Origin of the sequence: Streptomyces sp. NPDC046261 (assembly GCF_040646235.1) — a bacterium.
Classification (GTDB): Bacteria; Actinomycetota; Actinomycetes; order Streptomycetales; family Streptomycetaceae; genus Streptomyces.
Genome location: NZ_JBEYZU010000038.1, coordinates 1 through 16,052, shown reverse-complemented (window position 1 = coordinate 16,052; position 16,052 = coordinate 1). Strand labels below are relative to the sequence as shown.

General features: G+C 72.9%; 19 protein-coding genes. 11 read left to right on the top strand and 8 right to left on the bottom strand.

All coding sequences use genetic code 11. The annotated features are described in order from the left end of the window. Positions 1-155: 155 nt before the first annotated feature. Positions 156-827 carry a pirin family protein gene (locus ABZ956_RS30235; RefSeq protein WP_361900624.1) on the bottom strand — a complete coding sequence of 224 codons (672 nt, stop codon included), beginning with the start codon at positions 825-827 and terminating at the stop codon, positions 156-158. An 80-nt stretch (positions 828-907) separates the two neighbouring features. On the opposite strand from ABZ956_RS30235, the gene ABZ956_RS30230 reads away from it, so the two are divergent. The 5 genes from ABZ956_RS30230 to fabF all read left to right on the top strand — a co-directional run bounded on the left by ABZ956_RS30230 (position 908) and on the right by fabF (position 5,839). Next, positions 908-2,083, top strand: coding sequence for a helix-turn-helix domain-containing protein (locus ABZ956_RS30230; protein ID WP_361900620.1), 1,176 nt, complete (start codon positions 908-910; stop codon positions 2,081-2,083). 98 nt (positions 2,084-2,181) lie between these two features. After that, positions 2,182-3,135 carry an ACP S-malonyltransferase gene (locus tag ABZ956_RS30225; RefSeq protein WP_361900618.1) on the top strand — a complete coding sequence of 318 codons (954 nt, stop codon included), beginning with the start codon at positions 2,182-2,184 and terminating at the stop codon, positions 3,133-3,135. Positions 3,136-3,148: 13 nt separating this feature from the next. Further along, positions 3,149-4,153, top strand: coding sequence for a ketoacyl-ACP synthase III (locus tag ABZ956_RS30220; protein ID WP_361900615.1), 1,005 nt, complete (start codon positions 3,149-3,151; stop codon positions 4,151-4,153). A 106-nt stretch (positions 4,154-4,259) separates the two neighbouring features. Further along, positions 4,260-4,508, top strand: a complete 249-nt coding sequence (locus ABZ956_RS30215; protein ID WP_361900612.1) for an acyl carrier protein — start codon at positions 4,260-4,262, stop codon at positions 4,506-4,508. Between the two features lie 68 nt (positions 4,509-4,576). Further along, a complete protein-coding gene (fabF, locus tag ABZ956_RS30210; protein WP_361900609.1) occupies positions 4,577-5,839 on the top strand; it encodes a beta-ketoacyl-ACP synthase II in 1,263 nt (420 codons plus the stop codon). 78 nt (positions 5,840-5,917) lie between these two features. Here fabF and ABZ956_RS30205 read toward each other — a convergent pair whose 3' ends face one another. Next, positions 5,918-6,412, bottom strand: a complete 495-nt coding sequence (locus ABZ956_RS30205; protein WP_361900606.1) for a DUF3145 domain-containing protein — start codon at positions 6,410-6,412, stop codon at positions 5,918-5,920. Positions 6,413-6,728: 316 nt separating this feature from the next. Here ABZ956_RS30205 and ABZ956_RS30200 point away from each other — a divergent pair, with 316 nt between their 5' ends. Beyond that, on the top strand, positions 6,729-7,607 hold the full coding sequence (locus ABZ956_RS30200; RefSeq protein WP_361900603.1) for an SGNH/GDSL hydrolase family protein: 879 nt from the start codon (positions 6,729-6,731) through the stop codon (positions 7,605-7,607). A gap of 477 nt (positions 7,608-8,084) precedes the next feature. Here ABZ956_RS30200 and ABZ956_RS30195 read toward each other — a convergent pair whose 3' ends face one another. After that, on the bottom strand, positions 8,085-8,873 hold the full coding sequence (locus ABZ956_RS30195) for an MgtC/SapB family protein (protein WP_361900600.1): 789 nt from the start codon (positions 8,871-8,873) through the stop codon (positions 8,085-8,087). 89 nt (positions 8,874-8,962) lie between these two features. Between ABZ956_RS30195 and ABZ956_RS30190 the strand changes: the two genes are divergently transcribed. Together ABZ956_RS30190 and ABZ956_RS30185 are read left to right on the top strand one after the other, a co-directional pair. After that, positions 8,963-10,261, top strand: coding sequence for a pyroglutamyl peptidase (locus ABZ956_RS30190; protein WP_361900597.1), 1,299 nt, complete (start codon positions 8,963-8,965; stop codon positions 10,259-10,261). 7 nt (positions 10,262-10,268) lie between these two features. Further along, positions 10,269-10,988: a carbon-nitrogen hydrolase family protein gene (locus tag ABZ956_RS30185; RefSeq protein WP_361900594.1), complete on the top strand. Its 720-nt coding sequence runs from the start codon at positions 10,269-10,271 to the stop codon at positions 10,986-10,988. A gap of 3 nt (positions 10,989-10,991) precedes the next feature. Here ABZ956_RS30185 and ABZ956_RS30180 read toward each other — a convergent pair whose 3' ends face one another. The 3 genes from ABZ956_RS30180 to ABZ956_RS30170 form a co-directional block, all read right to left on the bottom strand. After that, positions 10,992-11,792, bottom strand: coding sequence for an EI24 domain-containing protein (locus ABZ956_RS30180; protein WP_361900591.1), 801 nt, complete (start codon positions 11,790-11,792; stop codon positions 10,992-10,994). 64 nt (positions 11,793-11,856) lie between these two features. Beyond that, positions 11,857-12,285, bottom strand: coding sequence for an organic hydroperoxide resistance protein (locus tag ABZ956_RS30175; protein ID WP_361900588.1), 429 nt, complete (start codon positions 12,283-12,285; stop codon positions 11,857-11,859). 74 nt (positions 12,286-12,359) lie between these two features. Further along, the gene (locus ABZ956_RS30170) at positions 12,360-13,379 is read right to left on the bottom strand and encodes an NADP-dependent oxidoreductase (protein WP_361900585.1); all 1,020 of its coding nucleotides are present in this window, start codon (positions 13,377-13,379) and stop codon (positions 12,360-12,362) included. A gap of 89 nt (positions 13,380-13,468) precedes the next feature. On the opposite strand from ABZ956_RS30170, the gene ABZ956_RS30165 reads away from it, so the two are divergent. Next, positions 13,469-13,957, top strand: coding sequence for a MarR family transcriptional regulator (locus ABZ956_RS30165; RefSeq protein WP_361900582.1), 489 nt, complete (start codon positions 13,469-13,471; stop codon positions 13,955-13,957). Here the strand turns inward: ABZ956_RS30165 and ABZ956_RS30160 are convergent. Beyond that, positions 13,954-14,469 carry an isochorismatase family protein gene (locus ABZ956_RS30160; protein WP_361900579.1) on the bottom strand — a complete coding sequence of 172 codons (516 nt, stop codon included), beginning with the start codon at positions 14,467-14,469 and terminating at the stop codon, positions 13,954-13,956. The genes ABZ956_RS30165 and ABZ956_RS30160 overlap by 4 nt on opposite strands. A gap of 182 nt (positions 14,470-14,651) precedes the next feature. On the opposite strand from ABZ956_RS30160, the gene ABZ956_RS30155 reads away from it, so the two are divergent. Together ABZ956_RS30155 and ABZ956_RS30150 are read left to right on the top strand one after the other, a co-directional pair. After that, on the top strand, positions 14,652-15,248 hold the full coding sequence (locus tag ABZ956_RS30155) for a hypothetical protein (protein ID WP_361900576.1): 597 nt from the start codon (positions 14,652-14,654) through the stop codon (positions 15,246-15,248). 98 nt (positions 15,249-15,346) lie between these two features. Then, positions 15,347-15,916 (top strand): sortase, encoded by a 570-nt coding sequence (locus tag ABZ956_RS30150; protein ID WP_361900573.1) that lies wholly within the window; start codon positions 15,347-15,349, stop codon positions 15,914-15,916. Here the strand turns inward: ABZ956_RS30150 and ABZ956_RS30145 are convergent. Next, on the bottom strand, positions 15,799-16,052 hold a 254-nt coding region (locus ABZ956_RS30145), incomplete at its 5' end, for an acyl-CoA dehydrogenase family protein (RefSeq protein ID WP_361900570.1). The genes ABZ956_RS30150 and ABZ956_RS30145 overlap by 118 nt on opposite strands.

Here is a 16,052-nt window from a genome sequence, read left to right as displayed (position 1 = left end):
TTGATTTCGACCCGTGCTCGCTCCAGGCCAGGCCCACCGATCTTATGCGGCCGCCCCGGACCCCGGTCCTCAAACGCCGGACGGGCTGTTTTTCAGCCCGGCCGGCGTTTGAGGCCTTACGGGAAGGGGCGGGGTGGGGGAGAAAATCTCTGGCCTCAGCCGAAGTGGGGCTCGGCGTGCATCTCCCACGCCAGAAACTCGGCCGGGCCGATCGCCTCGGCCTCCAGCCCCTCCGCGTCCAGGACGCGCGCCGCGTCGCCCTCCCGCAGCACCTCGCCCCCCAGCCGCACGGCACCCCGCACCACGTGCACGTACAGCCACGGCGCGTCCGGCAGCGCCGTGCGCTCGGCCGCGCGCAGCCGCCGCACGTGCAGCACCGCCTCCGCCCGCGAGAGCGCGTAGGGGGTGCCGTCGGCGATGCCGCGCACCACCTCGTAGTGGGGCTCACCACCGAATTCGGACGGGGTCAGCCACATCTGGACGAACCGCAGCGGAGCCGACCCCGCGTTGCGCTCGACGTGGCGGACGCCGGAGCCCGCGCTCAGGCGCTGGACGTCGCCGGGGCGGACGGTGACGACATGGCCGGTGGAGTCCTCGTGGGTGAGTTCGCCCTCCACCACCCAGGTGACGATCTCCACATCCCGGTGCGGGTGCTCGACGAAGCCCGCGCCGCCCGCCAGCCGCTCCTCGTTGCAGGCCGCGAGCGGGCCGAACCGCACGTTGTCGGGGTCGTAGAAGCCGGAGAAGGAGAAGGCGTGCCAGGTCTCGATCCCGGCCTCCGCATCGCCGCCACGGAAGCGTTCGGCGGCCCGCTGCACGTGCATCATCGGGCCACCGTAGCCCCGGGAAGCGCCCCACAGGGGCCCGGCGGCCCCGTTGCGCACCCGAATAAGGCAGGCTTGTCCCCGTGCCTGAACCAGCCGCTAAGACCCCGCATCCGCACAGCGCCACCCTGCGCAACCTGGAGAAGTCCTCCGGAACGCTGGCCGCCGCGGCCATCGCCCGGATGGACGCCCAGCTGCCGTGGTACCGGGCGATGCCCCCGGAGAACCGGTCCTGGATCGGCCTGGTGGCCCAGGCCGGCATCGCGGCCTTCACCGAGTGGTTCCGGCATCCGGAGACCCCTCAGGCCATCAGCACGGACGTCTTCGGCACGGCCCCCCGGGAGCTGACGCGGGCGATCACGCTGCGCCAGACCGTGGAGATGGTGCGCACGACCATCGAGGTCATGGAGTCGGCCATCGACGAGGTGGCCGCGCCCGGCGACGAGTCGGCGCTGCGCGAGGCGCTGCTGGTGTACGCCCGGGAGATCGCCTTCGCCACGGCGCAGGTCTACGCCCAGGCCGCCGAGGCGCGCGGCGCGTGGGACGCCCGGCTGGAGTCGCTGGTGGTCAACGCGGTGCTCTCCGGGGAGGCCGACGAGGGCGCGCTGTCCCGGGCGGCGGCGCTCGGCTGGAATTCGCCGGCGCATGTCGCCGTGGTGCTGGGCACGGCCCCCAACGGGGACAGCGAGCTGACGGTGGAGGCGATCCGCCGGGCCGCCCGGCACGCGAAGCTGCAGGTCCTGACGGGCGTGCTGGGCGACCGGCTGGTGGTGGTCGCGGGCGGCTCCGACGATCCGCTGCAGGCGGCGAAGGCGCTGATCGGCCCGTTCGCGGCCGGCCCGGTGGTGGCCGGGCCCGTGGTGGGCGACCTGCTGGCGGCGAACCGGTCCGCGCAGGCCGCGGCCGCCGGCCTCAAGGCCTGCGCGGCCTGGCCGGATGCCCCCCGCCCCGTACTGGCCGACGACCTGCTGCCCGAGCGGGCGATGGCGGGCGACGCGGCGGCGCGGGAACAGCTGGTGGAGGAGATCTACAGACCGCTGGAGGAGGCGGGCTCGGCGCTGCTGGAGACGCTCAGCGTCTACCTGGAACAGGCCAGCAGCCTGGAGGGGGCGGCCAGGATGTTGTTCGTCCACCCCAACACCGTGCGATACCGCCTCCGACGTGTGACGGACGTCACCGGCTGGTCACCCTCCGATGTCCGCTCGGCCTTCACGCTGCGGATCGCACTGATCCTCGGGCGCCTGGCCGACGCGGAGTGACGCCCTTAGGCTTTTGTCGAACGTCCACAATTCCCCTGACGGTTCTTGGTCCCTGTCCTCACGGGTGACCGATGCCGTCCACGAGAGAGAGTGTGAGGGTGCTCGTACTCGTCGCTCCCGGCCAAGGCGCTCAGACGCCCGGCTTCCTGACCCCCTGGCTCGACCTCCCCGGTGTCTCCGGCCGTCTGGCCGAGTGGTCGGCCGCCATCGACCTGGACCTCGTCCACTACGGCACGAACGCCGACGCCGATGAGATCCGCGACACCGCGGTGGCCCAGCCGCTGCTCGTGGCGTCCGCGCTGATCTCGGCGGGGCAGCTCTTCCCCGCGCAGGACGACTTCGCACGCCTGGTCGGCGCCGCCGCCGGCCACAGCGTGGGCGAGCTCGCCGCCGCCGCGCTGACCGGCGTGCTGTCCGAGCGGACCGCCATGGAGCTCGTACGCAAGCGCGGCCTGGCCATGGCCGAGGCCGCGGCCGTCACCGAGACCGGCATGTCCGCGCTGCTCGGCGGCGACCCGGAGAACGTGCTGCCGCACCTGGAGAAGCTGGGCCTGACCCCGGCGAACGTCAACGGCGCCGGCCAGATCGTGGCCGCCGGCACCGCCGCACAGCTGGCGGCGCTGGCCGAGGACAAGCCCGAGGGCACCCGCAAGGTCATCGCCCTGAAGGTGGCGGGCGCCTTCCACACCCACCACATGGCCCCGGCCGTGGCGGCCCTGGAGGCCGCGGTGGCGCAGGTGGAAGCGCTCGACCCCCGCACGCGTTATGTCTCCAACAAGGACGGTCAGGTCGTCGCCGGCGGCCGGGAGGTCGTACAGCGGCTGGTGGGCCAGGTGGCCAACCCGGTCCGCTGGGACCTGTGCATGGAGACCTTCAAGGAGCTGGGCGTCACCGCGCTGATCGAGGTGGCCCCCGGCGGCACCCTCGTGGGCCTGGCCAAGCGTGCCCTGCCCGGCGTCAAGACCCTCGCGCTCAAGACCCCGGACGACCTCGAGGCCGCCCGCGCGCTGATCGCCGAGCACGCAGCCGACGCCGCCGGCCCGGCCGAATAAGGAGTCCGAGAGCATGACCTCGAAGATCAAGCCCGGTAAGGGCGCCCCGTACGCGCGCATCATGGGCGTGGGCGGCTACCGCCCCACCCGGGTCGTGCCGAACGAGGAGATCCTCAAGCACATCGACTCCTCCGACGAGTGGATCCGCTCCCGTTCGGGCATCGCCACCCGGCACTGGGCCGGCCCGGAGGAGACCGTGGCCGCGATGTCCCTGGAGGCGGCGGGCAAGGCCATCGCCGACGCGGGCATCACGCCCGAGCAGATCGGCGCCGTCCTCGTCTCGACCGTCTCGCACTTCAAGCAGACCCCGGCCATCGCGACCGAGATCGCCCACAAGGTGGGTGCGGGCAAGCCCGCCGCCTTCGACATCTCCGCCGGCTGCGCGGGCTTCGGCTACGGCCTGGCCATCGCCAAGGGCATGGTCACCGAGGGCTCGGCGGAGTACGTCCTGGTCATCGGCGTCGAGCGGCTCTCCGACCTGACCGACCTGGAGGACCGCGCCACGGCCTTCCTGTTCGGCGACGGCGCGGGCGCCGTGGTCGTCGGCCCCTCGAAGGAGCCGGCGATGGGCCCGACGGTGTGGGGCTCGGAGGGCGACAAGGCCGAGACCATCAAGCAGACCGTCGCCTGGGACGTCTACCGCGAGGAGACGGACGTCCGCTTCCCCGCGATCACCCAGGAGGGTCAGGCGGTCTTCCGCTGGGCCGTCTTCGAGATGGCCAAGATCGCCCAGCAGGCGCTGGACGAGGCCGGGGTGAGCCCGGAGGACCTGGACGTCTTCATCCCCCACCAGGCGAACATGCGGATCATCGACTCGATGGTCAAGACTCTGAAACTGCCGGAGAGCGTCACGGTCGCCCGGGACGTGGAGACCACCGGCAACACCTCCGCGGCCTCCATTCCGCTGGCCATGGAGCGCCTCCTGGCCACCGGAGCGGCGAAGAGCGGCGACACCGCTCTCCTCATCGGCTTCGGGGCGGGTCTCGTGTACGCCGCCACGGTCGTTACCCTCCCCTAGGCGAGATCCACGGGGCCGGCACCACCAGCCGGTCACCGGAAGGTCACCGCACCAGCAGTTCCCTTACCGCAGTTCCACCGCACAACCGATAGAAGGAGCGCCGCACATGGCCGCCACCCAGGAAGAGATCCTCAAGGGCCTCGCCGAGATCGTCAACGAGATCGCCGGTATCCCCGTCGAGGACGTCGAGCTGGACAAGTCCTTCACCGACGACCTGGACGTCGACTCGCTGTCCATGGTCGAGGTCGTCGTCGCCGCCGAGGAGCGCTTCGACGTGAAGATCCCCGACGAGGACGTCAAGGGTCTGAAGACCGTCGGTGACGCTGCCAGCTACATCCTGCAGCACCAGGCCTGATCCTCAGCGTTCGTCGCCACCCCGGCGGTGGCGGTTCCAGCACCTCTACACGTGGAGACAGAATTCCTGTGAATCCGACCAATCGCACCGTGGTCGTCACCGGTATCGGCGCAACCACACCGCTGGGTGGCGACAGCGCATCGACCTGGGAAGGGCTGCTCGCCGGGCGTTCCGGCGCCCGCGCCCTCGAGGGTGAACGGTTCGCCGACCTGCCGGTCCGCATCGCCGCCGTCGCGGCCGTGGACCCCGAGGACGTGCTGCCCCGGCCGCTCGCCCGCAAGCTGGACCGTTCGGCGCAGTTCGCGCTGATCGCCGCGCGCGAGGCGTGGGCCGACGCGGGCTTCACCGCCAAGGCCGGCGAGGACGCCTCGATCGTCCCCGAGCGGCTCGGCACGGTCATCGCCTCCGGCATCGGCGGCGTGACCACCCTGCTCGACCAGTACGACGTGCTCAAGGAGAAGGGCGTCCGCCGCGTCTCCCCGCACACCGTGCCGATGCTGATGCCCAACGGCCCGTCCGCCAACGTCGGCCTCGAGGTGAACGCCCAGGCGGGCGTGCACACCCCGGTCAGCGCCTGCGCGTCCGGCGCCGAGGCCATCGGCTACGCCGTCGAGATGATCCGCACCGGCCGCGCCGACGTCGTCGTCGCGGGCGGCACCGAGGCGGCCATCCACCCGCTGCCCATCGCGGCCTTCGCCAACATGATGGCGATGTCCAAGAACAACGACGAGCCGACCACGGCCTCCCGTCCGTACGACAAGAAGCGCGACGGCTTCGTCCTCGGCGAGGGCGCCGGTGTCGTCGTCCTGGAGTCGGCCGAGCACGCCGCCCGCCGTGGCGCGCGGGTCTACTGCGAGGTGCTGGGCCAGGGCCTGTCCGCGGACAGCCACCACATCGCCCAGCCCGAGCCGACCGGCCGCGGCATCGCCGCCGCGCTGCAGAACCTGCTCGACAACACCGACCTCAAGCCGTCGGAGGTCGTGCACCTCAACGCGCACGCCACCTCCACCCCGCAGGGCGACTCCGCCGAGCTCAAGGCGCTGCGCAAGGTCCTCGGCGACGACCTCGACCACGTCGCGGTCTCCGCGACGAAGTCGATGACCGGTCACCTGCTCGGCGGTGCCGGCGGCATCGAGACGGTCATGACCGTGCTCGCGCTGCACCACCGCACCGCGCCCCCCACGATCAACATCGAGGAGCTCGACGAGGACATCGACGCGGACATCGTGCGCGACGAGCCCCGCAAGCTCCCGGAGGGCTCCATCGCGGCGATCAACAACTCGTTCGGCTTCGGCGGCCACAACGTGGTGCTCGCCCTGCGGACGGTCTGATCGCGCCCCGGCGCCGCACTCTTACGAGCGAAGGGCCCGCCCCGGCCGGGGCGGGCCCTTCGGCGTACCGTGCGCCGTCTACACCACCTGGTGCAGCCAGCGCACCGGTGCGCCCTCGCCCGCGTAGCGGAACGGTTCCAGCTCGTCGTCCCAGGGCTTGCCCAGCAGTTTGGCGACCTCGGCCTGCAGGTCGCTCTCGCCGCGGTCCGCGCGGGACAGCGCGGCGCGCAGCCGGTCCTCCGGGATGAGGATGTCGCCGTGGATGCCGGTGACGGCGTGGAAGATGCCCAGGTCGGGGGTGGAGCTGTAGCGCTCGCCCTCGGCGGTGGCGCAGGGGTCGGCGGTCACCTCGAAGCGGAGCAGGTGCCAGCCGCGCAGGGCGGAGGCGAGCTTGGAGGCGGTGCCGGCCTGGCCCTGCCAGGAGAACTCCGAGCGCCAGGTGCCGGGCGCCGCGGGCTGCCGGATCCAGTCGAGGGTGACCCGCACGCCGAGAACGCCCGCCACGGCCCATTCGACGTGCGGGCACAGCGCGCGCGGCGCGGAGTGCACGTACAGAACTCCACGTGTCGTCACCGGGACCTCCAGTGCGGTTCGAGGTTCGCCTTCCCCAGCGGCCTCGCACCCGTGACGGTCCCGCCCGGGGCGGCGGTGGGCAGTCTGCCCCGATGACCACTCCCGCGCCAGCTCGCGAGGTTACCAACAGTAAACACCATCGGGAGCAATTCTCCTGAAAAGGGACAGGAAGTGACGTGTTGTGATTTCGTCGCGCCGCGTTTGCAAAGATCCCGGAACAAGTTGATCACTGGGGAAAAGCTACCGTGCGCAGGCCCCTATGGGGTGACGTACCGTCGGTCCCGGACAGATATCACCCGGCCGGAGGGGGAACGAGATGGCGACGACCAGCAGGCGAAGGCGGTCCGCGGGCATACGGGCCGCCGCCGCGGTACTCGGTGCCGTACTGCTGGCGACGGGGTGCGAGGACGGCGGCACCGGGACCAAGGCGGCCGAGCCGAGCCCCTCACGCCCCGCCTGGAACCCCCGCCCCACGTCGATGGCCTCCCTCGGCGACTCCATCACCCGCGGTTTCGACGCCTGCTCCGTGCTCGAGGACTGCCCCGAGGTCTCGTGGGCCACCGGCACCGAGGTCGACAGCCTCGCCCGGCGGCTGCTGCTGTCCCCGCAGACCAGCAGCTGGAACTACGCGAAGACCGGCGCGCGGATGGCCGACCTGCCCGCGCAGATGCGCGCGGCCGTGGCCCACAAGCCGCAGCTCGTGACCGTCCTGCTCGGCGCCAACGACGCCTGCCGCGCGGACGTGACCCAGATGACCCCCGTGGACCGCTTCCGCGCCGACTTCGAGACGTCCCTGGGCACCCTGCGCTCCACGCTGCCGCGCTCCCAGGTCTACGTCGCCGGCATCCCCGACCTGAAGCGGCTGTGGTCGGAGGGGCGCAAGAGCATGCTCGGCAAGCAGATCTGGAAGATGGCGTCGATCTGCCCGTCGATGCTCCACGACGCCGACGCGGCGGACGAGGCCGCCGAAGCCCGCCGGGCCCAGGTCGACAAGAGGGTCGGCGAATACAACGCCGCCCTGAAGGACGTCTGCACCCGGGACGCGCTGTGCCGCTACGACAGCGCGGTGAACGGCTACAACTTCACCGGCCAGGAACTGAGCAAGTGGGACTGGTTCCACCCCAGCAAGAAGGGCCAGGGAGAACTGGCCGGCATGGCCTACCGCGCGATCACGTCACCGATGCCGCTGCCGTAGCGGCGGGGGGCGGCGCGGGGGCGGGACGCGGGGGCCCGGGCGCGGGGCCCGGCCCCGGCGTGAGCGCGGGCCGGGCGCGGCGCGGACCGGACGCGGCGCGGGCCGCGGGCGCGGGCCGGACGCCGGACGCGGGCCGGGCGCCGGACGCCGGGCCGGGCAAGCCACGTCGCGCCCGCGCAAGCGCGTACTGGCGCCGGCCGTACCTGGCCGGGGAAGGGGCGGAGCCCGTCAGGTGGCTCCGCCCCTGGGGCGGCGGGGTCGGGCCGTTTCGTGGTCCGGTGACCCGCCGGTGGTGCCGGTGCCCGTACCCTCGCCCCGGGCAGCCGGCGCCTCGCGTGCCTGCCCGGTGGGGACCGGGCGGCGGCCGAGGGATCACGCGGAGACCGCGATCACCCTCCGCCCGCACGGTAGCCGATGAATGACCCTGCCTCATAAGCGAGTTCACCCGCTCCGGGGACACCGGACGGTCCGGCCCGCTCACTCCGCGCTGTCGGCGTGCGCGCGCAGTCCGACGCCGGTGATGCCGTCCCAGTCCGTCAGCTCCTCCACCAGCGGATGCGCGGACCTCTTGCCCTCCAGGCTCAGCACGACGCCGGCCTCCTTGCCCTTGCTCTTGGGCCCGTCCCCGGCGCCGGCTTCCGCGTCGACCTGTACGTCCATCACCCGGAAGCCGCTCTTGGTGCACAGCTCCAGCACCCGGCCGAGCAGCCCCCGGCGCGTCCGGTAGGACAGGCTCAGCTCGACCCGCTCGGTGCTGCCCAGCCGCCGGGTCAGCAGCGTGAAGCCGCGCACCACCAGGAAGTGCACCGCGGTCGCGGCGGCGGCGAGCAGCGGCAACCCGCCGCCGCACGCCATGCCGACCGCGCAGGTCAGCCATATCGTGGCGGCCGTCGTCAGGCCGCGTACCGCGTCCCGGCGGACGAAGATGAGGCCGCCGCCGATGAAGCCGATCCCGGAGACGATCTGCGCCGCCACCCGGGACCCGTCCAGGCGGGTGTCGCCCTCGAGGTCGGCCAGCGCGCCGAAGCCGTGGATCGAGATCTCCATGAACAGCGCGCTGCCCACCCCGACGAGGGTGTGCGTGCGCAGACCGGCGCTCTTCTGCTGCAGCTCGCGCTCGAGGCCGATGAGCGAGGACAGCAGGAGCGCGAGGGCCATCTCGGCGAATTCCCGGGCGCCTTGCCCGGCTCTGGGGTCGAACAGCGGGGCAGCGAAGTGTCGTCCGGCGGATATGAGCGGGTCGGCGAGAAGCTGCGAGATTGCCATTACGCCATTGTGGCCTGAAGTTGACTGTGTGCGAGGGAAGTTGACCACCCCCTACCGCCAATGCCGCCGCAGTGGTTTCCTTCCGGCTCATGAGACCCAATAATTCCGCCCGGATATCCCGCAGGAGCACCCTCGGCGCCCTCGGTGCCGTCCTGCTCGCCTGCGCCCCGCTCGCCCTCTCCGCCCCCGCCACGGCGGCGACACGTACCGCGCCGCTCACCGTCGAGGAACAGCGGCTGACCGGCCCCGTACCGCAGGAGATCCTGCGCCGCAGCGGCTTCGACGACATGGCGCCCGGCTTCGCCCGCGCCCTGGCCCGTACCCGCTCCTTCTCCCAGGCGGAGCTGCTGGCGACGGGCCAGGGGCGGGAATTGTGGCGGCGGGCCGTGGACCGCGCGCAGGGCCGGGGCCCGGCCGGCGGCGACCTGAGCCGGGACGACGACCGCCCCCTGTACTGGGCGCGGCTGGGCATGACGCGGGCGGTGCGCGAGTGGCGGCCGGCGTTCACGCTGGACGAGCGGCGGCGCGCGCGGCTGCTGGCGGCTGTGGAGCGCGGCTCGCGCGGCCAGGACTCGATCGCGCTGCCGCCGGGGGCGGGGGTCAAGCGCGTCCTGATCACCGGCTTCGACCCGTTCCAGCTCGACTCCGACGTCCGCCGCTCCAACCCCTCGGGGGCGGCGGCGCTGGCCCTGGACGGCACCACCGTCAACACCCCCGCGGGCCCGGCGCGCATCGAGGCGGCCCTCTTCCCGGTGCGCTGGGACGACTTCGCCGAGGGCACGGTGGAGCGGACGCTGCTGCCGCACTTCCGGCCCGGGGCCCGCGCGGTGGACCTGTTCACCACCATCAGCCAGGGCCGCCCCGGCCGCTTCGACGTCGAGCGCACCAACGGGGCCTGGCGCGGCGGCTATCCGGACAACGTGAACGCCTCGCGCACGCAGACCGTGCCCGTGCCGCCCGGTGTGCCCACCGTCGTCCCGCAGCCGCAGTGGACGACGACCAGCCTGCCGTACGCGGCGATCACGGCGGCGGCCACCGGGCCGTTCCCGGTGTACGACAACACCGCCGTCACCGAGATCCCGGCGGGCGGCACCGAGGAGGTGGACCGGGCGGACGGCCCCACGCCGGGCTCGACCGCCCGCGCGGGCGGCGGGGGCGACTACCTCTCCAACGAGATCGCCTACCGGGCGACCCTGCTGCGCGACGCCGTGGGTCTGCGCGTACCGGGCGGGCATCTGCACACGCCGGTGCTGCGGTTCGGCGAGGGCAACACCGACCCGGCGACCGGGCGGATCACCGACCCCGACTTCGTACGGAACCGGCTGGCGATCACCGCGCAGATCCGGTCGGTGATCGCGGTGGCCGTGGGCGCCGGCGGCCGGTCATGATGACCGCATGATCATCTCTGCCGCACAGTTCACCGCCCGGCCCTGCGACATCGACGCCAACGTGGCCCGCATGGCCGCCTTCGTCGCCGAGGCCGGCGAGCGGGGTGCCTCGCTCGTCGTCTTCCCCGAACTCGCCGCCACGGGCTACGAGCTCGACGCCATTACCGGCGATCCCGGCCGGCTGGCCATGGCCCCGGACGACGCCCGGCTGGCACCGGTGCGCGACGCCTGCCGGGCGGCGGGCGTCGCGGCCGTGGTCAACTGCGCGGGTACGGTGCCGGCAGGGCCGACGATCAGCTCGTACGTGTACGGGCCGGACGGCGCGCTGCTCACGCGCTACGACAAGGTGCACGTGACCCGCACGGAGGCCGCGGCCGGCTTCACGGCGGGCACGGAGGACGGCCGCTTCACCCTGGACGGCGTCGGCTTCGGCCTCGCCATCTGCTTCGACGCCCACTTCCCCGACCTCGCCGCCCGCGCGGCCGCCGACGGCTGCCGCGCCCTGCTGGCGAGTTCGCTCTACGGGCGGCCCACGGGCGAGGCGGAGCGGCAGGAGGTCTTCCCGTCCCTGGCGAAGGACAACGCCCTGCACGTCCTGCTGGCCAACCACGTGGGCCCGTCGGGCCCGTACGACGCCTGCGGGCTCAGCGCGCTGTGGGACCCGGAGGGGAACGTGGTGGCGGAGGGGACGGGGGAGGACGCTGGGCTGGTGCTGGGCTCGCTGTGAGCCCTACAGCGGGAGGGGGCGGGGCCGGGGCGACTTCCCGCCCCCGCCCTCACCGTCGTCCCCGCCCGTCTCGCCCATGAGGTCCCGCACCAGCAGCGTGGCCCCCGCCACGGCACCCGGCATCACGAAGACCGCCACGAACGGCACCAGGAACAGCAACGCCACCGGCACCCCGAACCCCAGCGCCAGCAGCTTGCGCGAGCGCAGCATCCGCAACCGTTCCTTCAGCGGCACGCCCCGCCGTTGCAGCGCCACGGCGGTGAGTTCCTCGGCGAGGAAGAAGCCGGAGACGCAGAAGCCGATGACGGGAATGACGGTCTGTCCGATGACGGGCACGAAGCCCAGCGCGAAGAGCAGGACGCCCCACAGGGCCACCCGTACGAGCACCACGAGGCTCTCGCGGGCCGAGTTCCACAGCTCGCGCCACAGCGGCAGCCCGGACTCGGGGGCGCTGCCGCCCTCGGCCAGGTCGACGCGCTCGGAGAGCGATTCGTAGAAGGGCTGTCCGACCAGCAGCGTCACGGCGGTGAAGGAGATCAGCGACAGCAGCAGGCAGCCGCCGAAGAACACCGCGGTCAGCGCGCCGCGGAAGAGGCCGAGCCAGGGCGAGCCCCAGCCGTCGGCGAAGGGCGTGGCCCAGTCGACGACGTCGTCGGCCCATACGACGAGCGCGACGAGCGCCGCCGCGTAGCCGACCAGCGTGATCAGCCCGGGCAGCAGCCCGAACCCCCACTGCCGGCGGTTGCGGCCCACCCAGCGCTGGCCCTTGGCCAGGTACGTCATGCCCGCTACAAGATCTCGCATGGCGGGCAGCGTAGCCGCTCGGTGGGGAGGCGATCGTCGCGCTCGTGTCCCGGGTTCGTCCCGGTCAGGCGACGTCGAGGGTGACCTCGATGTTGCCGCGCGTGGCGTTGGAGTACGGGCACACCTGGTGCGCCTGCTCCACCAGCGCGCGGGCGGTGGCCTCGTCGACGTTCGGGATGCGGGCCGAGAGGGCGACCTTGATGCCGAAGCCCCCGTCGGGGGTCTTGCCTATGCCGACCTCGGCGGTGACGGTCGAGCCGGAGATGTCGGCCTTCGCCTGGCGGGCGACGACGCCCAGCGCACCCTGGAAGCAGGCGCTGTAGCCGGCGGCGAACAGCTGCTCGGGGTTGGTGCCGGCGCCGCTGCCGCCGAGCTGCTTCGGGGGGTTGACGACGACGTCGAGCTGGCCGTCGTCGCTGGCGACTCGGCCGTCACGGCCGTTCTCCGCGGTGGCGACGGCGGTGTAGACGACCTCTACGGGCTGGATCGGCATAACGTTTCTCCTCGGAGGGGGGAAGGGAAGGGTCGGACTGAAGGGCCGGAAGGGGCCGGAAGCGGCCGGCAGGCTCAGCCTTCGAGGCTGACGATCATCTTTCCGGTGTTCTCGCCGCGCAGCAGGCCCAGGAACGCCTCGGTCGCGTTCTCGATGCCGCGCACGACCGTCTCGCGGTACGTGAGCTCGCCGGAGCGGATCCAGCCGCCGACCTCCTGGACGAACTGCGGGCGCAGCGCCTCGTGGTCGGAGACGATCATGCCCTGGACGCGCAGCCGCTTGGCCAGGATGTTGACCATGTTGCGCGGGCCGGGGACCGGCTCGGTGGCGTTGTACTGGGCGATCATGCCGCAGATGGTGACGCGGCCCTTGAGGTTCAGGGCGCCGAGGGCGGCCTCGAGGTGCTCGCCGCCGACGTTGTCGAAGTAGACGTCGATGCCGTCGGGCGCCGCCTCCTTCAGCTGCTCGGCGACGGGGCCCTTCTTGTAGTTGAAGGCGGCGTCGAAGCCGTACTCGTCGATCAGGACCTTGACCTTCTCGTCCGAGCCCGCGCTGCCGATGACGCGGGAGGCGCCCTTGAGCTTGGCGATCTGGCCGACCAGGCTGCCGACCGCGCCGGCGGCGCCGGAGACGAAGACGCTGTCGCCCTCCTGGAAGGAGGCGACCTCCAGCAGGCCCGCGTAGGCGGTCATGCCCGGCATGCCCAGGACGCCGAGGTAGGCGGAGAGCGGGGCGACGGCGGGGTCGACCTTGGCGGCGCGCCGGGCGTCCACCAGGGCGTACTCGCGCCAGCCGAGGCCGTGCAGGACGTGGTCGCCGGGGGCGAAGCCCTCGGCCCGGGAGGCGACGACCTCGCCGACCGCGCCGCCGTCCATCGGCTGGTCGAGCTGGTACGGCGGGACGTAGGACTTCACGTCGTTCATCCGGCCGCGCATGTACGGGTCGACCGAGAGGTGGATGTTGCGGACCAGGATCTGGCCGTCCGCGGGCTCGGGGACCGCGGTCTCGCGCAGGGCGAAGTCCTCGGGCCGGGGCCAGCCCTGCGGACGGGCGACCAGGTGCCATTCGCGGCTGGTGGCGGGCGTGGCGGACATGGGAACCAACCTTCCTTCTACTTCAGGAGCTGAAACAACCATGCGCCTCGATATTTCATGTTGTCAAGTAACCGGGTAGGCTGTGTCCCATGACTCCGACTCCGGCACCGACTCCCCCGGCTCCCCCGACGGGGTCCGCCGCGCCCCGGCCCGACGCCGTCACCGTGGAGGTCGTCGAGCTCATCGGAACCGTCGTGGCGCGCTACTACGAGGAGTACGAGGAGGCGGCCGGCAAGCACTCCCTCACCGGCGCCCAGGCCCGGGTACTGGCCCTGCTGTCCCACGAGCCGATGCCCATGCGCAAGATCGCCCAGAAGCTGAAGTGCGAGCCGTCGAACGTCACCGGCATCGTCGACCGCCTCGAGGCCCGGGGCCTGGTCGAGCGCCGCCCCGATCCGGACGACCGCCGCGTCAAGCTGGCCGCCCCCACCGCCGAGGGCCTGGCCACGTCCGTCCGGCTGCGGGAGTCGCTGCACTTCGCGCGCGAGCCGCTGGCCGGGCTGTCGGCGGGCGAGCGCACGGTCCTGCGCGACCTGCTGCGCCGGATGCTGGGCGAGGAGCCGCCGCCGTCCGCCTAGCCCACGAGGGTCAGCGCGGCGGCGGTGACCACCGTGCCCAGGCGCGGCATGTCCAGCGTCACCGACGCCCGGTGCTCCTCGGCGGTCAGGGCGCTCATCGCGTCCTCGACGAAGACCAGGTCGTAGCCGTGGTCCGCGGCCGCGCGGGCGGTCGACTCCACGCCGAGGTTGGTGGCGATGCCGGCCAGGACGAGCGTGCGTACGCCCCGCTCGCGCAGCCGGGCGTCGAGCTCCGTGCCGTGGAACGCCCCCACGGTCCGCTTGACGATCTCGATGTCCCCCGGCTCGGCGATCCCCGCGAGCAGCCCGCTGCCCGGCGGCTGCTCCGCGACGCCCTCCCGCTCCACCCGCACGACCACCACCGGCGCCCCCGCCTTGCGGAACGCACCGGCCAACCGCGCCGCCCTGTCGGCCACTTCGTCACCGGGACGCGGCGCGAGGGGCAACGCCACGACGCGTTCCATGAGATCGACGAGGACGAGTGCGGTGCGCTGGGGGTCGATTTCCGTCATGGCCAGACCGTACCGGCCACGACCACGGCGTGGGCGCCCTCCGGACCAGCTCACGGCTGCCGGGAGGTAAAGCTTGCGCGAAAGGGCGACTTCGGCCGGGACCGGAGGGACGCGAGCGCCAACTCGCCGGGGTTTGGCCATCGGTTGACCCGAAGTGCCCCCGGTGCGCGACGATGACCTCCATGAGACCGGCCCCAGACCCCGCCCCCGGCGCCTCCTCGGCCTTCGGCCCCATGGAGTTCCAGCTCGTCCTGCTGCGCCGGATGGCCGACCACCAACCCGGCCTGGTCGAGGACGCGCTGCGCGAACTGGGCGTCGACCGCGCCGCGATGCGCGAGGCCAACCGCCGCTGGCAGGCCATGGTGCGCTCCCCCCGCCGCGGCGGCGCCGGCCCCCGCTACCGCTCCGTGCTCGGCCCGCCCGAGTCCGCCGGGCAACGCCGCGTCGGGGACCTGGTCTTCGAGGCGATGACGTGGCCGGTGCCGCTCTGGCCGGATCTGCGCTTCGAGGTGCTGAGCGCGCCGGGCGGGGCGGTGTGGAACGAATGGCTGATCCGCGCCCCCGGCGCCCGCGGCCCGTCGCCGCGTACGGTCGAGGACCTGCTGCCCTGGTCGTGCACGGTGGACGAGGTGGCCCGGGCCTTCCCACCCGCCCGCCCGATGGAGGGGACGGCGCCCACGCGCTGGCGGCTGGCCTTCACGGCCCCGGACGCCACCGGGGAGCGCGGGGCGTACGTGGCGGAATTCACCTGGGGGCTCCTCCAGCGGCTGGTGCCGTGAGGGCGTGGGCCGGGCCCGGTGCGTCGCCCCGTGGGGGGAGACGGAAGTGGCCGATCGGCTGAAGCGGAGGAGACATTCCGGTTCCTACGGTGGACCGTATGTCCCGTCGCACCCGCCTCTCCGTCACCGCACTGCTGCTGGCCGTGCCGGTGTTCCTGCTGGCCGCCTGCGCGCCGGGCGGCGGCACCGACAAGGTCATCGGCGGCCCGGCCCGGGCCGAGGAGCCGTCCCGGGTCTCCATCCCCTCCATCGGCGTGAGCAGCCAGTTGATCCGGCTGGGCCGCAACGCGGACGACAGCGTGCAGGTCCCGCCGCTTGAGAAGGGCATGACCGCCGGCTGGTACACGGGCAGCGCGAAGCCCGGCACGCCGGGCGCCGCCGTGATCATCGGCCACGAGCGCATTCCCGACGGCAAGGCCGTCTTCCACGACCTGCGCAAGGTCACCAGGGGCACGGAGATCGACGTGGAGCGGGGCGACGGCAAGGTGCTGCGCTTCTCGGTGACGGACACCGAGACGGCCGACCCGAGCGCCTTCCCCACCCGGAAGGTCTACGGACAGACCGACAGCACGGCACTGCGGCTCGTCACGTGCGCGGGCGACGACCCGGACCCGCGGGGCCATCCGGTGGAGAACCTCATCGTGTACGCGGAGCTGGTGGCGCGGTAGCGGCGTGGCGACGCCGTCGCGGCGGCGGCCCCGGTGGGGCCCTGGATCTCGGCCGTACCTTCACCGATCAGGAGCATCGGCGCCTCGCGGTAGAGCCGCTCGATCTCGTACTCCTTGGAGAAGCCGTAGCCGCCGT

Bases quoted from the DNA above. Each gene is read 5' to 3' on its own strand.
- ABZ956_RS30235 (WP_361900624.1), bottom strand. From the start codon at position 827: ATGATGCACGTGCAGCGGGCCGCCGAACGCTTCCGTGGCGGCGATGCG.
- ABZ956_RS30220 (WP_361900615.1), top strand. From the start codon at position 3,149: ATGACCTCGAAGATCAAGCCCGGTAAGGGCGCCCCGTACGCGCGCATC.
- ABZ956_RS30215 (WP_361900612.1), top strand. From the start codon at position 4,260: ATGGCCGCCACCCAGGAAGAGATCCTCAAGGGCCTCGCCGAGATCGTC.
- ABZ956_RS30200 (WP_361900603.1), top strand. From the start codon at position 6,729: ATGGCGACGACCAGCAGGCGAAGGCGGTCCGCGGGCATACGGGCCGCC.
- ABZ956_RS30195 (WP_361900600.1), bottom strand. From the start codon at position 8,873: ATGGCAATCTCGCAGCTTCTCGCCGACCCGCTCATATCCGCCGGACGA.
- ABZ956_RS30190 (WP_361900597.1), top strand. From the start codon at position 8,963: ATGAGACCCAATAATTCCGCCCGGATATCCCGCAGGAGCACCCTCGGC.
- ABZ956_RS30185 (WP_361900594.1), top strand. From the start codon at position 10,269: ATGATCATCTCTGCCGCACAGTTCACCGCCCGGCCCTGCGACATCGAC.
- ABZ956_RS30180 (WP_361900591.1), bottom strand. From the start codon at position 11,792: ATGCGAGATCTTGTAGCGGGCATGACGTACCTGGCCAAGGGCCAGCGC.
- ABZ956_RS30175 (WP_361900588.1), bottom strand. From the start codon at position 12,285: ATGCCGATCCAGCCCGTAGAGGTCGTCTACACCGCCGTCGCCACCGCG.
- ABZ956_RS30170 (WP_361900585.1), bottom strand. From the start codon at position 13,379: ATGTCCGCCACGCCCGCCACCAGCCGCGAATGGCACCTGGTCGCCCGT.
- ABZ956_RS30165 (WP_361900582.1), top strand. From the start codon at position 13,469: ATGACTCCGACTCCGGCACCGACTCCCCCGGCTCCCCCGACGGGGTCC.
- ABZ956_RS30160 (WP_361900579.1), bottom strand. From the start codon at position 14,469: ATGACGGAAATCGACCCCCAGCGCACCGCACTCGTCCTCGTCGATCTC.
- ABZ956_RS30155 (WP_361900576.1), top strand. From the start codon at position 14,652: ATGAGACCGGCCCCAGACCCCGCCCCCGGCGCCTCCTCGGCCTTCGGC.
- ABZ956_RS30150 (WP_361900573.1), top strand. From the start codon at position 15,347: ATGTCCCGTCGCACCCGCCTCTCCGTCACCGCACTGCTGCTGGCCGTG.